Origin of the sequence: Bradyrhizobium sp. HKCCYLRH3099 (assembly GCF_051167855.1) — a bacterium.
Lineage (GTDB): Bacteria > Pseudomonadota > Alphaproteobacteria > Rhizobiales > Xanthobacteraceae > Bradyrhizobium.
Genome location: NZ_JBNPTW010000009.1, coordinates 139,886 through 154,626 on the forward strand (window position 1 = coordinate 139,886; position 14,741 = coordinate 154,626).

Annotated in this window: 14 protein-coding genes; 9 read left to right on the plus strand and 5 right to left on the minus strand. The window is 67.0% G+C overall.

Features of this window, described 5'->3' with window-relative positions:
- The first annotated feature begins 99 nt into the window (after nucleotides 1-99).
- From ACQR1Y_RS19020 to ACQR1Y_RS19050, 7 genes are all read left to right on the plus strand, one after another.
- Nucleotides 100-927, plus strand: a complete 828-nt coding sequence (locus ACQR1Y_RS19020; protein WP_434877723.1) for an FkbM family methyltransferase — start codon at nucleotides 100-102, stop codon at nucleotides 925-927.
- 88 nt (nucleotides 928-1,015) lie between these two features.
- Nucleotides 1,016-1,501 (plus strand): pyridoxamine 5'-phosphate oxidase family protein, encoded by a 486-nt coding sequence (locus ACQR1Y_RS19025; protein ID WP_434877722.1) that lies wholly within the window; start codon nucleotides 1,016-1,018, stop codon nucleotides 1,499-1,501.
- Nucleotides 1,501-1,719 carry a hypothetical protein gene (locus ACQR1Y_RS19030; RefSeq protein ID WP_434857914.1) on the plus strand — a complete coding sequence of 73 codons (219 nt, stop codon included), beginning with the start codon at nucleotides 1,501-1,503 and terminating at the stop codon, nucleotides 1,717-1,719. The genes ACQR1Y_RS19025 and ACQR1Y_RS19030 overlap by 1 nt, the downstream gene beginning before the upstream one ends.
- A 243-nt stretch (nucleotides 1,720-1,962) precedes the next feature.
- On the plus strand, nucleotides 1,963-4,164 hold the full coding sequence (locus tag ACQR1Y_RS19035) for an OmpA family protein (RefSeq protein ID WP_434877721.1): 2,202 nt from the start codon (nucleotides 1,963-1,965) through the stop codon (nucleotides 4,162-4,164).
- Between the two features lie 255 nt (nucleotides 4,165-4,419).
- On the plus strand, nucleotides 4,420-4,965 hold the full coding sequence (locus ACQR1Y_RS19040; RefSeq protein ID WP_434877720.1) for a hypothetical protein: 546 nt from the start codon (nucleotides 4,420-4,422) through the stop codon (nucleotides 4,963-4,965).
- A gap of 2 nt (nucleotides 4,966-4,967) precedes the next feature.
- Nucleotides 4,968-5,768, plus strand: coding sequence for an EndoS/ChiA family endoglycosidase (locus ACQR1Y_RS19045; protein WP_434877719.1), 801 nt, complete (start codon nucleotides 4,968-4,970; stop codon nucleotides 5,766-5,768).
- 206 nt (nucleotides 5,769-5,974) lie between these two features.
- On the plus strand, nucleotides 5,975-6,988 hold the full coding sequence (locus ACQR1Y_RS19050; RefSeq protein WP_434877718.1) for a lipase family protein: 1,014 nt from the start codon (nucleotides 5,975-5,977) through the stop codon (nucleotides 6,986-6,988).
- A gap of 75 nt (nucleotides 6,989-7,063) precedes the next feature.
- Here the strand turns inward: ACQR1Y_RS19050 and argG are convergent, their stop codons facing one another.
- The 5 genes from argG to ACQR1Y_RS19075 form a co-directional block, all read right to left on the minus strand.
- Nucleotides 7,064-8,401, minus strand: coding sequence for an argininosuccinate synthase (gene argG, locus ACQR1Y_RS19055; protein ID WP_434877717.1), 1,338 nt, complete (start codon nucleotides 8,399-8,401; stop codon nucleotides 7,064-7,066).
- Between the two features lie 101 nt (nucleotides 8,402-8,502).
- A complete protein-coding gene (locus ACQR1Y_RS19060; RefSeq protein WP_434857907.1) occupies nucleotides 8,503-9,285 on the minus strand; it encodes a phosphatase PAP2 family protein in 783 nt (260 codons plus the stop codon).
- Nucleotides 9,286-9,324: 39 nt separating this feature from the next.
- Entirely contained in the window at nucleotides 9,325-9,807 is a 483-nt protein-coding gene (locus tag ACQR1Y_RS19065) for a hypothetical protein (protein ID WP_434877716.1), read from the minus strand.
- A 163-nt stretch (nucleotides 9,808-9,970) separates the two neighbouring features.
- Nucleotides 9,971-11,182, minus strand: coding sequence for a 23S rRNA (adenine(2503)-C(2))-methyltransferase RlmN (gene rlmN / locus ACQR1Y_RS19070; protein WP_434877715.1), 1,212 nt, complete (start codon nucleotides 11,180-11,182; stop codon nucleotides 9,971-9,973).
- Between the two features lie 116 nt (nucleotides 11,183-11,298).
- Nucleotides 11,299-11,907, minus strand: coding sequence for an invasion associated locus B family protein (locus ACQR1Y_RS19075; RefSeq protein ID WP_434857904.1), 609 nt, complete (start codon nucleotides 11,905-11,907; stop codon nucleotides 11,299-11,301).
- A 235-nt stretch (nucleotides 11,908-12,142) separates the two neighbouring features.
- Here ACQR1Y_RS19075 and ACQR1Y_RS19080 point away from each other — a divergent pair, with 235 nt between their 5' ends.
- On the plus strand, nucleotides 12,143-13,117 hold the full coding sequence (locus tag ACQR1Y_RS19080; protein WP_434877714.1) for an NADPH:quinone oxidoreductase family protein: 975 nt from the start codon (nucleotides 12,143-12,145) through the stop codon (nucleotides 13,115-13,117).
- Between the two features lie 500 nt (nucleotides 13,118-13,617).
- Nucleotides 13,618-14,643, plus strand: coding sequence for a hypothetical protein (locus ACQR1Y_RS19085; protein WP_434857902.1), 1,026 nt, complete (start codon nucleotides 13,618-13,620; stop codon nucleotides 14,641-14,643).
- Nucleotides 14,644-14,741: the final 98 nt, after the last annotated feature.

Below are 14,741 nucleotides of genomic sequence, written 5' to 3' on the forward strand. Positions count from 1 at the left end.
GCTCTCGTCGCTGCGGGGTCACAAAGCCGCCATCTCAGCCGCATTGGAGTGCCCGGCAAAACCGGCTATCACTCGCCGCCCCATGTGCAGGATGCGACCTTGACGCCCGACAACGACCCTTCTCCGCCGCCCTTCGGGACCTTCGCTCCCAACGCCGCCCAGTCGCTGGTGATCCGGCTGGCGCATGGCTCCGGGCTGAAGCGCGGCGCGTTCCGGCCGATGCTGACGCGCGCCCTGAATCTGCTTCGCGCGGGTCCGGTCGACGTCGACTACCAGGGTGCGAATTTCCGCCTCTATCACCAGGTCAGCGCCACCGAGCGCGGCGCCGTATTCAATCCCGACTACAATCGCGAGGAGCTGGATTTCCTGCGCAGCCATCTGCCGGCCGGCGGCGTGGCCGTGGATGTCGGCGCCAATGTCGGCACCTTCGCGCTGCCGCTGGCGCGTCACGTCGGCCCCGATGGCCTCGTGATCGCGATCGAGCCGCATCCGGTGACGCATGCGCGGCTCCGCTTCAACCGCGACGCCTCGGGACTGTCGCAGGTCAGGCTCGTTGCGGCGGCGGCCGGCGACAGCGACGGCGAGGTGATGATCGAGACCGACGGCGACAATCTCGGCGCCAGCCATATCGTGGTTGGCACGGCCGGCGCGGACGCGTTCAAGGTGCCGTCGATGCGGTTGCAGGCGATTCTCGACCAGGCCGGCGCGACCAAGGTCGATGTGCTGAAGATCGACGTCGAAGGCTTCGAGGATCGCGTGCTGATCAGCTTCTTCCGCGATGCGCCCGCAGCGCTGTGGCCGCGCGCCGTCGTCATCGAGCATCTGTCGCGCGACGAATGGCGGCAGGACTGTCTCGCGGACATGATCAGCCGTGGTTACCGCGAGGTCGGCCGCACCCGCAGCAACACTCTGCTGGTCCGCGGCTGAGACCTCACGCCGCTCGCTTTCCTGCGCGGTTTCCGGAACATCGCAGGCACGCCCCGCGTTACCGCCCCTGACATCCAGGGAGCGAACCATGAGCAATGACGACACGCGCGATCAGGATCGCGTCTGGGAGCTGATGAAGAAGATCACCTTCGCGATGCTGGTCACCCGCGATGGCGACAGACTGCGCGCACGGCCGATGAGCGCCTATCTCCAGCGCGACGAGAACATGATCTACTTCCTGACCGACGCCCGTCACCACAAGGACGAAGAGATCGCGCGCGCGCCGCAGGTCAACCTGTCCTTCGCCGATGCAGGCGCCCAGAAATACGTCTCGCTGACAGGCACCGCGGCGATCTCGAACGATCGCGCCAAGATTCGCGAGCTGTTCACGACGACCGCCAAGGCGTGGTGGGACAGCGCCGAGGATCCGAACATCCGCCTGCTCAAGATCACGCCCGACGACGCTGAATATTGGGACTCGCCCGGCACGGTGGTCAGCTACATCAAGATGGCGGCCGCAGCCGTGACCAATACGCGACCCGATCTCGGCGACAACCGCAAGGTGGCGATGTGATGCCGATCGAACCGCCCGAGATTCCGCCGGCGACGCCGGGCCGCCCGGTCGAGCCGCCGCCGGAAGATCCGGTCGGCAATCCCCAGCCGGACATTCCACCGCCGATGCACGAGCCCGATGCGCCGGCGCCGCCGCGCGAGCTGCCGGGACAGACACCGGACGAAATCCCGGGACGCGGGCCGCTCGGCCCGACGACGCCCAGTCCGGTCACGGATTGACCGCGATTGAACCTTCATCATGATGCAGACAGGAGGGCCGGCCAAGAGCCGGCCTTTGGCGCGTCGTGTTCCGCCAACCCTTTGAAATTCAAGACTGAATGTAACATGAATGGCGGCGGCCGCGCGGCTGTTTCGCGTCGAAATAAATCCCCCCGCAGATTTGAACTGCGCCACAATCCAGCCTAACGCATAAACGTTGATCACTCCGTGCTTCAAAAAGAACGTTTCGGGATACCAAAACACATGAGCAAACTTCGCGTTCTGCTGCTGGCGACGACCGCGCTGTCGGCGATGCAACTGACGAGCTCCGGATCCTTTGCGCAGAGCGCGCCCATGGTCGTTGCGCAGGGGCAGGGCGGCCCCGGCGGCGAGGTCGGTCCGGACGGCCGGCCCAAGCCGCCGCAGGGACAGCCGCAGCGCCCGGGTGCGCCGGGTGGGGCGCCGCCCGCGCCGCCTCACCAGGCTGCGCCGCCAGCTCCACCGCCGCAGGCGGCCCCTCCGCGTCCTGCTGCACCGCCGCCTCCGCCGCCCCCGCCGGCTGCAGCGCCGCGCCCCGCACCTGCCCCGCCGCCGGCTCCCCCGCGGGCCGAACCGCCGCGTCCGGAGCCGCCGCGCCCCGCACCGCCGCCGCCGCGGGCTGAACCGCCTTCACCTCCGCCGTCGCGTCCGACGCCGCCGACGCCTCCCGCCGCTGCGCCTCCGGCGCATTCGCCGGCGCCGCCCCCGGTCGTGCGTGAGCCGCCGCGTCCCGCAACCCCGCCCGCGCCGCCGCCGCCTGCTGCAGCCCCGTCGCGGCCGACGCCGCCCGTTCCGCCGACGGCTGCCCCGCCATCTCCACCACCGGCGCCGCCGAGCGCAGCCCCGAGCTCGCAGCGGCCCGGAGCGCCGCCGCCGGCTGGCGCGACGCAGCCACCTCATTCCCCGCCCCCGCCGCCGGCCGCGACCCCGTCGCCGCAGCCATCCGCGGCCCCGGCAACGCCGCCGCAGCCGCCGCGTTCGGGCCCCGGTCAGCCCGGCGAGCGGCCTCCGGGGGAGCGACCTGCCGGAGAACGGCCGCCAGGCGGCCGCCCCGGTGCTGGCGGTCCTCCGCCGGGCGCCCCGCAAGGTGGCCTGCCGCCGCGTGGCGCACCGACGCCGCCGGCCGGCACGGTCGCGCCTGCACCTGGCGGATCGCCGTCGCCGGCAACGCCTCCGGCCGCCCAGGCGCCCTCGCCAGGGACGCCACCGTCGCCCGGCACTCCGCCGGTTGCCGGCAACCCGCCGCCGGGCGGTGGCCGTCCGGGCCTGCCTCCGGGCGGCCCCGCTGGTGCTCCTGGGACTCCGCCTCCGCCTCCAGTGGCAGGCGGAGGTGGCGGACCCGGTGGGGCGCAGGCCGGACCGGGCGCCGTGCCTCCTGCCGGTCCTCCGGCGATGTCCAACCGGCCGCCGCCGCAGGTCGCAGCACCCATTCCCGCGCCGCCTCCGCCGACGCCGCAGCAGCTCACGCCGATCGCGCCGGGCGCGCCGATGGCCGGGCCGCAGCGGCTCGAGGACTTCCGCGGCCAGCGCCGCGAGGTGCAGGAGGGCGGTCGCACGCTGATCTACGAGCCGGGCCGCGTCATCGTGCGCGATCCGAGCGGTCAGGCCTTCGTACGTCACGATGAGCTCGAGCGCTTCCGTTATGGTGCTCGCGACATCCGCGTGCAGCAGGAGCGGGGTGAGACGCGCACCGTCGTGATCCGTCCCGACGGCAGCCAGATCGTGACGATCACCGCGCCCGACGGCCGGCTCTTGCGCCGCATCCGCCGCGACATCGGCGGCCGCGAGATCATCATCATCGACAACACCTACCGCGATCCCCAGGCAGTCGGCGGCTTCTATGTCGATCTGCCGCCGCCGGAGATCCGCATCCCCTACAACCGCTACATCGTCGACGCCGAGGAGGCGCCGCCGGATGTCATCTACGACACGCTGGTCGCGCCGCCGGTGGAGCGCGTGCAGCGCCGCTACTCGCTCGACGAAGTCCGCTACTCGCCCTCGGTGCGTCAGCTGATGCCGTCGATCGATCTCAACACGATCACCTTCGAGACGGGTTCGTGGGAGATCGGGCCGGACCAGGCGGCGAAGCTGCAGGTCATCGCCGACGGCCTCAATCAGGCGATCCAGCGCAATCCGCGCGAGGTGTTCCTGATCGAGGGCCACACCGACGCGGTCGGCAACGAGACCGACAATCTGTCGCTCTCCGATCGCCGCGCCGAATCGGTCGCCACGCTGATGACGCAGCAGTTCGGCGTGCCCGCCGAGAACCTGACCTCTCAGGGCTACGGCGAGCAGTACCTGAAGGAGCAGACCCAGGGCCCAAGCCGCATCAACCGCCGCGTCACGGTCCGCCGCATCACGCCGCTGCTGAACGGCGGCCAGGCCGCGCTGCCGCCGCCGCCTCCGGGCGTGGCGCCGCCGCGGTGAGGCGGGGCGATTAGTCGAGAATGAAAATGGCCGGGAGCGATCCCGGCCATTTTTGTTTGTCGAGGTGAGCCGCTTTGCCATCCCCTTGCGGCGGCCTGCTCACGCTTCACGAAGCGTCGTCTCCGAAGCGCTCCAAATTGACTCAACTCATCATCACGCACCCTTGACTATACAATCTGAGGGTGTTGAGCGATCTTTACGCCATTACTTGTCGCGTCTCGATTACATCGATCATTTTCACTCAGGAGATTCATCATGCCGCTGTTGTCCGCATTTGAAGTGCTTGCCGAGACTCTCGTCCCCGACGGCATTCTTCCTCCCGGCGCCGCCAATCCCTTCCTCATCCAGGGCTACTGGGTGCAGGTGTCGCTCGTGCCCGGCGCGTCCGTCTCCTCGGTCTACTACAACGTCATCTTCGAGGAGACGACCGACTTCAATCAAGGCGAAGGCAAGAGCAGCCTGATGGCGCAGTTCATCGACGCCGCGGGCAATGTCGAGATCTACCAACAGTTCTTCGCCTCGACCGGGCGCGGCTTCCTCAACCAGCAGATCAACGCCGGCCAGACCATCATCTACGGCGTTCAGTGCATTCCATCGACCGTGACGCAAGGCCAGTCTTTGCCGCAGGGCGGAACGGGTTGGCGCGGCACGGTGCGCATTGACGCCAATATCAACGGCAACCTAATCGCGACGCCGACGCAGCGGCTGTTCTATCTCAACGGCGATTCGATCACGTCGTCCACGCCGCTCGACGCCGTCGTCTATCCGGTCCCGACGTTCACCGGCGGTACACGGATCTGATCATGGCCCAGCAAACTTTCACGGCCTTCTGGCTCGGATATATTCCATCCGGGCCAGGGCACGGGCCGCTGCTCGCGGACACACCGTCCTATGTGGACGTACTGATCCTCGCGTTCTCGAACCTCTTCCCGGGAAATACGACCTGTCAGGCGTTCCTGCAGAAGTCGAACACCGGGGACAGCATTCGCGCCGGCATCGCCTCGCTGCGCCATACGGCGCCCAACATGAAGATCCTGCTGTCACTGATCGGCACGCCGCAGCCGCCAGTGGGATGGAACACCGGCATCACGGATCCCGATCAGTTCGGCGCATGGTGCGCCTATCTGGCCGACCAATGGAATCTCGACGGCTTCGATATCGACAACGAAGATCTGGACAGCTTCCCCTGCCAGCAGTTCGTCGACACCGTGACCGGCATGCGCAAGGCCATGCCGAACGCGATCCTCACGCTCGATACCTATCTGTTCGATCGTGACAAGGACGTGATCAGGCAGCTCGCGTCGACGCTCACCAGCATCAACACTATGGCCTACTTTCGCGACTTCACATCGATGACGCAGTTGGTGGAGCAGTACGCGACCGTGATCAGCCCGGACAGGATCTCGATCGGCGTGAAGTCCGACAAGGTCGGTCCGATCACGCAGGGCACGTCGCTGGAGGAGACCAGGCAGCTCTGCCGCTGGAATCCCAGCGCCGGCGCCAAGCGCGGCATGATGCTCTGGAATGTGTCATCCGACATCGAGAGCATCACCGGCAAGCCGGATGGCAGCTGGACGCGCACGATCCACGACAACCTTCCATGACGACCTCGGGCGCCGGCTTCGGCCGGCGCCTTCTGCCGATCCTGCCAGCGCAATCGCGCGAGATGCGTCGCGCGAACGAGCCCGCGCGGGCTCGCGAGCGCGATCAGCCTCGCTGCATCGGAATGATTGACGATGTTGACCACATTTCTCCATGCCGCCGGCGCGCCTCGGCGTGCCCTGGTGGCCAAGACGGGAGCACGACATTGATGTCAGAAGCTGTCTCTTCTCCGCTCGTCCCGCCGGTGTCCGACGCCGTGCTGATGACCCTCGCAGGCATCGCCTACGGTGCGCCGGGATCGATCGCAACATATCTCGCGCAGGATTCCCTCAGCGCCGACGACTGGCGTGTCGTCTGGCTGGCGGCCCCGCCGGACCCGCCGGATAACTTCGCCTTCATCGCCTACAGCGAGCGCACCAAGACCTATGCGATCGCGATCCGCGGCACCTACCCCAACCCGTTCTCGCCGGCCTATTGGGACGATGGCGACGAGGACAGCCCGTTCGGCGACATGGTGGAGTGGCCGGCTGCGCGCGGCGCCAAGATCTCCGCCGGGACCAGCAAAGGTCTGACCAATCTCCTGGCCCTGACCGACCAGGCCGGCGTCACGCTGCAAGACGCGGTCGGCCGTCTACCTGCCGGCAGCCGGTTGGCGGTGACCGGGCACAGCCTGGGCGGCACGCTCGCGCCCGTGCTCGCGCTTTCGATCGTCCAGCGCAGCCCGGCGCTCGATGTCTATGTCAGCAGCTTCGCAGGGATGACGCCGGGCAACACGGCGTTCGCCGCGCTGTTCGGCAGCGGCTCGCCGTTGGAGGGCAGGGTGCGCCGGGTCTATAACACCTTGGATACGGTGGCTTACGGCTGGAATGCCGTGTGGGCCACTCACGACTTCTATCAGCCTGCGCCCAAGGGCGGTCCACTCGTTGCAGCGATGCTGTTGGCGACCGCGGCCCGTCTCGAGCTCGGCGGCTATCATTATGCGCCGATCGGCACGCCGGTGGCGCTGACGGGCAAGGTGCAGCCGATCGTGATCGGCTGTGAGCTCGTCGCCTATGTCATCGAGAATCTGCACCAGCACATGCCGGATACTTATCTGTCTCTGCTCGGCGCGCCGCCGCTGCCGTTCTCGATCGTGCTGGCGTCCGTGGTCATGCCACGAGCGAATCCGGTGGCTGCAACCCAGCCGCTGTCGGCACGGCCGCCCGTCGTGCACCTCGCCTGAAGCGAGTCCTGCAAATGCGAATGGCCGGGAGTGGTCCCGGCCATTCGTCATGTGCCGCGCTCTCGGCGGATTCGCTCAGCCCTTGTCATGCCCGAGCTGGAAGATCTGCGCGCCGTCCGATCCCGACAGCAGGCCGGTGTCCGAATAGAGCTTCAGCTTGGTGCGGGTGTCGGCAATGTCGAGGTTGCGCATGGTGAGCTGGCCGATGCGGTCGGCCGGCGTGAAGGCGGCGTCCTCGACCTTCTCCATGCTCAGCCGCTCCGGCTGATAGGTCAGGTTCGGGCTCTCGGTGTTGAGGATCGAATAGTCATTGCCGCGGCGCAGCTCGAGCGTCACCTCGCCGGTGACGGCGCTCGCGACCCAGCGCTGCGCGGTCTCGCGCAGCATCAGGGCCTGCGAGTCGAACCAGCGGCCCTGATACAGCAGGCGGCCGAGCTTCATGCCGCTCATGCGGTACTGCTCGATCGTATCCTCGTTGTGGATGCCGGTGACGAGACGCTCATAGGCGATGTGCAAGAGCGCCATGCCCGGCGCCTCGTAGATGCCGCGGCTCTTGGCTTCGATGATGCGGTTCTCGATCTGGTCGCTCATGCCGAGGCCGTGGCGGCCGCCGATCGCGTTGGCTTCGAGGAACAGCGCCACCGCGTCGCTGAAGCTCTGGCCGTTCAGCGCGACCGGCTGGCCCTCCTCGAAGCGGACGACGACCGTCTCCGGCTTGACCGCGCAGTCCTCGCGCCAGAACGGCACGCCCATGATCGGGTTGACGATGCGGATGCCGCTGTTGAGATTCTCGAGATCCTTGGCCTCATGCGTCGCGCCGAGCAGGTTGCTGTCGGTTGAATACGCCTTCTCGGCGCTCATCTTGTAATTGAAGCCGTTGGCGGTGAGGAACGCCGACATCTCGGCGCGGCCGCCGAGCTCGTCGATGAACTGCTGGTCGAGCCACGGCTTGTAGATCTTCAGGCTCGGATTGGTCAGCAGGCCGTAGCGGTAGAACCGCTCGATGTCGTTGCCCTTGTAGGTCGAGCCGTCGCCCCAGATGTTGACGCCGTCCTCCTTCATCGCGGCGACCAGCATGGTGCCGGTGACGGCGCGGCCGAGCGGGGTGGTGTTGAAATAGGTGATGCCGCCGGTCGAGATGTGGAAGGCGCCGGACTGGATCGCGGCGATGCCCTCGTGCACCAGCTGGGTGCGGCAATCGACCAGGCGCGCCTTCTCGGCGCCGAAGCTCATCGCCTTGCGCGGGATCTCGTCATAGTCGGACTCGTCGGGCTGGCCGAGATTGGCGGTGTAGGCGAAGCAGCGCGCGCCCTTCTGCTTCATCCAGAGCAGCGCGGCGCTGGTGTCCAGCCCGCCGGAGAAGGCGATGCCGACTTTCTCGCCCGTAGGCAGGCCTTTGAGGATCGTGGTCATGGGAGTCCAACCGGTGTTGATGGCCGTTTCGTTGCCGAAATTCGGGCGCGGATAGCAGATTTCGCCCCGGGGGGCACGCGATTAATCTCGGCCGGCCGTGCTCAGGCGGCGGGGCTGGTATCGGCCTCGCGGCGGCGGCCGAACAGCCGGCGCATCAGGCGGAAGCCCGGCATGGCGAAGCGGGTCAGCGCGGCGTCGACGCCGGCGTCGGTCAGGCGCGTCGACGGCCAGCGGTAGATGTAGCCATGCGCCAGCCAGATCACGACGAAGGTCACGAGGCCGGCGGCGGCGATGTCGGTGAAGAAATGGCCGCCGAACGCCATCCGCAGCACCGAGGTGGCGAGGCCGAACAGCACGGCGGCGGCATAGGCGACGGGGCGGATCGCGGGTGGCGTCAATGCGGCCGGGGCGAGCGTCCAGAACGCGGTGGCGCCCTCGCCGGAGAAGAACGAGCAGTTGCGGCCGCAGCCGCCACGCGGATCCCAATACGGCACGAACTGCATGTCGCCGCCGAACTCGGTCACGACCACCGGACGCGGGCGGCCCCAATAGGATTTGAAGGTGAAGTTGGTGAGCACGCCGGCCGACAGCGTCAGCGTCAGCAGCAGGAAGGCGATGGTGCGGCCCTTGATCAACAGCGGCCGATCGGGGCGGATCAGCTTCACGACCAGTGCGATGATCGAGGGCAGCGCGAGCCCCCAGGCGATCCACATCGCGGCGTCGCGCGCGAAGGCGGCGGTGCCGTCGAGCTTGAGCGGGAAGCTGCGCGTGTGCGGATCGTAGAACAGCGCGGCGAGCTTGAGGTCGAGCTCGGGATAGACGCCGAACAGCACGCCGATGACGAGTGCGAGCGATAACGCGATGAAGAGTCCGTTGCGGTTCATGGCGCGCGGTTTAGCGAAAGCCGATGGCGATGGAAAGGCTCACCGCGGCGATCCCGAGGGCAGCGGCGGAGGGGGAGCCAATCGCGGCGGCTCGCGCCAGCGGCCGGCATTGCGGCCCGCGATCAGCCAATAGATCAGGCCGCCGAGGATGCCCGCGCCGGTCAGGATCTCGAGCTGGCGGCGGACGATGCCCTCGAAGTGCAGTGTCTCCGGATCGAACGGGATCAGGCCGAGATAGCAGGCCGCGCCGACCAGACCGCCGCCGATCGCATAGGCCAGCACGCTGCGGATCGAGAACGCCTCGGTGATCAGCGCGATCAGCAGCGCCGGGATCAGCGCAAAGCCCGACACGAAGATGAAGCCGAAGCCGATGACGACCTGGAGCGCGCTCTGATCGATCGGTCCGATGCCGATGTCGGAGAATTCCGGGATCAGGATCGCGGTGACGACGACAAGCCCCGCGACGAAGGATGCGAGCAGGAACGCGAACGCGATCACGATGAGCCGGCCGATCAGCGCCATGGCGTCAATCTCATGTCAGACATGAAAGTGCTTCTCTCTCATTCGTCATGGCCGGGCTTGACCCGGCCATCCATCACTAAAAAACTTTTCGCGGTGAGGGATGGATGCCCGGGTCAAGCCCGGGCATGACGATGGTGCTGGGAGATGCAGGCGCGGACAATCATCAATCCGTCATCGCCATCGCGCGCAGCGCCTGGCGCTCCCTCGCCGACAGCTTCTCGGTCTCCGATTTCAACTGGCCGCAAGCGGCGAGGATGTCGCGGCCGCGCGGGGTGCGCACCGGCGAGGAATAGCCGGCGTTGAAGACGTATTCGGAGAATTTCTCGATCTGCTCCCAGTCCGAGCATTCATAGGCCGAGCCCGGCCACGGATTGAACGGGATCAGATTGATCTTGGCTGGAATGCCCTTCAACAGCTTGACCAGCAGCCTGGCATCGTCGAGCGAATCATTGACGCCCTTGAGCATCACATATTCGAAGGTGATGCGCCGCGCGTTCGACGCGCCGGGATAGTCGCGGCAGGCCTGCAAGAGCTCGGCGATCGGGTACTTCCTGTTGAGCGGCACCAGTTCGTCGCGCAGTTCGTCGCGCACCGCATGCAGCGAGATCGCCAGGGCCACGCCGATCTCTTCGCCGGCGCGCTTGATGTTCGGCACCACGCCGGAGGTCGACAGCGTGATGCGGCGGCGGGAAATGCCGATGCCTTCATTGTCGGAGACGATCAGCAGCGCATCGCGGACCGCGTCGAAATTGTACAGCGGCTCGCCCATGCCCATCATGACGATGTTGGTGATCAGGCGATTGCCGTGCGGCGTCTCGCGGTCGGCCCAGTCGTTGAGCCGGTCGCGCGCCACCATGATCTGGCCGACGATCTCGCCTGCGGTCAGGTTGCGCACCAGCCGCTGGGTGCCGGTGTGGCAGAACGAACAGTTGAGCGTGCAGCCGACCTGCGAGGAGACGCACAACGTGCCGCGGTCGGTCTCGGGGATGTAGACGCACTCGACCTCATGGGCCTTCTGCAGGCCGTCGCCGCTCGGCAGCCGCAGCAGCCATTTGCGGGTCCCGTCATTGGAGATCTGCTCGGCCACGACCTCGGGACGATCGACCGTGAAGCGCTCGGCCAGTCCGTTGCGCGTGTGCTTGGATACTGACGTCATCTCGTCGAAGGATCTGGCGCCGCGGAAATACAGCCAATGCCACAGCTGCTGCACCCGCATCTTCTGCTGCCGCTCCGGCACGCCGATCTCGCCGAGCCGCGCCGCGAGCTCCGCGCGCGACTGGCCGATCAACGACGGCTTCGCCGGCGGCACGTAGGTTTCGAGCGGAATCTTTTCGAGGGGCGCGGCGGTGTCGCGCAGCCCGGCAGTCGTTGCCATGTCGATGGGCCCAAATTGCTGCCCGGCCGTCGCGGCCGAAGGCGTTCAGCGGGTCTATATAACAATTCGGCCGGCAAATGCGACCGGTCTGGCCGCCGGCGGTATCAGCCGGCCGTTCAGCGCCGGCAATCCTGGGCGATGCGGTCGAGCGCCTGGGCGAGGCCCTTCAGCGAGAACACGTCGGTGGTCTCGGTTCCCTTGGCTGAGACACCCTTCACCACCGCCTCCGGGGCCTTGCGCATGGCTTCGACCATGCGTTCCTCCTCGGCGGCGTTCTTGATCCAGAGCCCGTCGCCCTGCGCGTACATCGAATAGGACGCGCCGCCGACATCGAGCGAGCCGTCGGTGCCTGGTTTCAGCGCGTAGCCGATCATGATCGACACCTCGTTCACAACCTTCTCGGAGGGCCGGGTCGAGACGAAGGCATAGGCGGGATCGCGCGGACGGTTGGGCGGGTTGGTCTTGGACGAGGCCGGCTTGGCCAGCGCGAAGCACACCTTCTTGCCGCCAGGCAAAGCGGTGTAGGCGCCCCAGCCACCGAATTGGCCGATCAATGTCGGCTCCGCGCCGCCGATGCTCGGCACGGCCGGCTTGGCGTCCGATTTCGGCGCGGCCTTCGGCTGCGGAGCGCCGGCCTTCGATGCAGAACCCTGCGCCGCCGCGAGGCTCGGCACTCCGACCAGCAGCGCGCCGCCGACCAGCGCTGTCAACAATCGCCCAAACATGATGTGCTAAGTTCCCCCGCGACTTCGTTCCACCAATATTGTGACTGGAAAATGGCCCGGAATCGCTGACCTCGAACGCGATGGATAGCGGCTAAATGCTTCGCTTGCAAAGCCGGTGCATCGCGATGGCCGGCCCGCGGCCCATGCCGTCATCATGGATTGTGGCGCGCCGGCAAATCCGGCATGACGTTCCCAAGCCGGATCCAAGCCGGCAGCAACGAAACAAGGAGCGCCCATGAAAGCCATTCTCTGCTCGCAATTCTGCCAGCCCGACGATCTCGTCTTCGCCGACGTGCCCGATCCGGTGGCCGGCCCCGGCGAGGCTGTGATTGCGATCAAGGCTGCGGCGCTCAACTTCTTCGACATTCTGATGATCCAGGGTAAGTACCAGATCAAGCCGCCGTTCCCGTTCTCGCCGGGCGCGGAAGTCGCAGGCGTGATCGAGAGCGTCGGCGACGGCGTGACCGAGCTGAAGGTCGGCGATCGCGTGGTGGCCTCCTGCGGCCATAACGGCGCGCGCCAGAAGATCGCGCTGCCGGCAGCGTCGATCGTCAAGATTCCGGACAATCTCGATTTCGACCGCGCTGCCGGCATCATCATCATCTACGGCACGGCCCTGCATGCGCTCGAAGACCGCGCCAGCCCGAAGCCTGGCGAAACGCTCGCCGTGCTCGGTGCGGCCGGCGGCACCGGGCTGGCCGCCTGCGAGCTCGGCAAGCTGATGGGCCTCAAGGTGATCGCCTGCGCGTCCTCCGACGAGAAGCTGGAGTTCGCCAGGCAGCATGGCGCCAGCCTGACGCTGAACTATGCGAAGGAGGATCTGAAGGAGGGGCTGCGCCGGCTGACGGACGGCAAGGGCGCCGACATCATCTTCGATCCCGTCGGCGGCACGTATGCCGAGGCGGCGCTGCGCTCGATCGCGTGGGAAGGCCGCTTCCTGGTGATCGGCTTCGCGGCGGGCGACATTCCGAAGATGCCGCTGAACCTGGCGCTGCTGAAGGGCTGCGATATTCGCGGCGTGTTCTGGGGCGCCTGGACCCGGCTCAACCCGGCCAAGAACCGTGCCAATCTCGAGAAGCTCGTGCAGTGGACCGCCGAAGGCAAGCTGTCGTCGCATGTCGACCGCACGTTCCCGCTGGCGCAGACCGCCGATGCGCTGAAGGTGCTGGCCGGTCGCCAGGCAATGGGCAAGGTGATCCTGCATCCGTGACGGGATGAGATGCTGCGGCCTCGGGCCTGCCTGGCCCGGGCTAGCGGGTGTGGTCTCCAGCACGCCCGCGCTCATCCGTTACGCGAAGGATGGATCGCGATGGACGGCGTCGTGACGGCGATACGGCGCAAACTTGTCGGACTATCGTGCGATAGGCGCATTCTCGCGTGGGCACGATGCAACCTCAGGCCGCAAATCCGAAAACGAGCGTTTCTTGGTTAACGCAACCTCGACACATTGTGGCAAGGTTAATAGTATGACTTTCTCATTGTAATCTCGATGTTTCCGGGTTTTCCGCCGCCCGATATCGCACGTGCGTCGTCACAATCAGATCAAAATATTTCCAGAATCATGCCGGCTCTCGTCCACTTTTAGTCGGATTCAATTAGTCAATTAGTTGTCGGCAGTGGGGTGCCTCTAGCAATCGTGACGTGTCTCGAGCTTCTGGCGGGCTTGGGACTCAAAGTTTGTTGCGTGAAGTTGAGATGGGGATGAAGGCCATGGCTGAGCGGACGACGCGTGGACGGTTCAACGAGCGGGCTCCTTCCGGCCCCGACTACAGGCCCTTCCCTGACGATCCACCGCAGGAGCGTCCGTCGAACTATCGGTTCGGCCGGTCGACCCAGGACAACTATCCCAACGACGAATCGATGCCGATGTTCCTGTCGGAATATGACGGCGGCAACCAGATCGAGAGCACGGAGTTCGAGGACCAGTGGCCGGTCCGGACACGCCGGACGTCGATCTCCTCGCGCATCCTGCTTGCGGTCGTGGCCGCGGCCGGCGTGGCCGTGCTGTTCGCGCTGGTCACATCGGATGCGACCCGCGATCTGATTGCCTCGGCGAAGGCGTCGATGATCGGCGCCACGCCTGATCCGACGGCGCCGCCGCAGCCGACCAACACCCAGCTTACCGCGCGCGACATGCAGCTGAACGAGCCGGCCCGGTTGCCGCCCGAGCCGCCGGCCGCGGCCGCGACGCCGGTGCAGACCGCAGCCGTGGCGCCGACACGCGACGACATCGCCAACGCCTACCAAACGGCCCTGCAGAACCGCGCCGTGACGCAGCCCACGCCATCCGCGGCCGCGCCGAGCTTTGCGACGGCGCCCTCGGCTCCGGTGCCGTCGGCCGCGGCCCCCGCCGCGATGGTGCCGTCCTCGATCACGTCGCCCGGTGCCGGATCGGCGATCACCGCGCCGGGGCTCGGCGCCGTGACCGCGGCTCCGCCGCCCGCCCAGGTCCGCCGGCTCGATCCGGATGAACTCGCGGGCATCATGAAGCGCGCCAAGAGCCTGCTCGCCGCAGGCGACATCCCGCCCGCCCGCCTGCTGCTCGAGCGCGCTGCCGAGGCGCAGGAACCCGCCGCTGCCCTGATGCTGGCGCAGACCTACGATCCCCACGTGCTGGGCACGAAGGACATCCGCAACATCAACGCCGATCCGGCGGCGGCTCGCAACTGGTACCGCCGCGCCGCCCAGCTCGGTTCGGCCGAGGCGCAGCGCCGGCTCGACCAGCTGCAGAATTGAAGCTCGTGACGGCAGTGATGCCGTCCCCGTTTGATTTTTTTGTTTCACGCATGATTTTCGAGCCGTTCATGGCCGTGCCGGGAGAGTCCGGCGCTGCG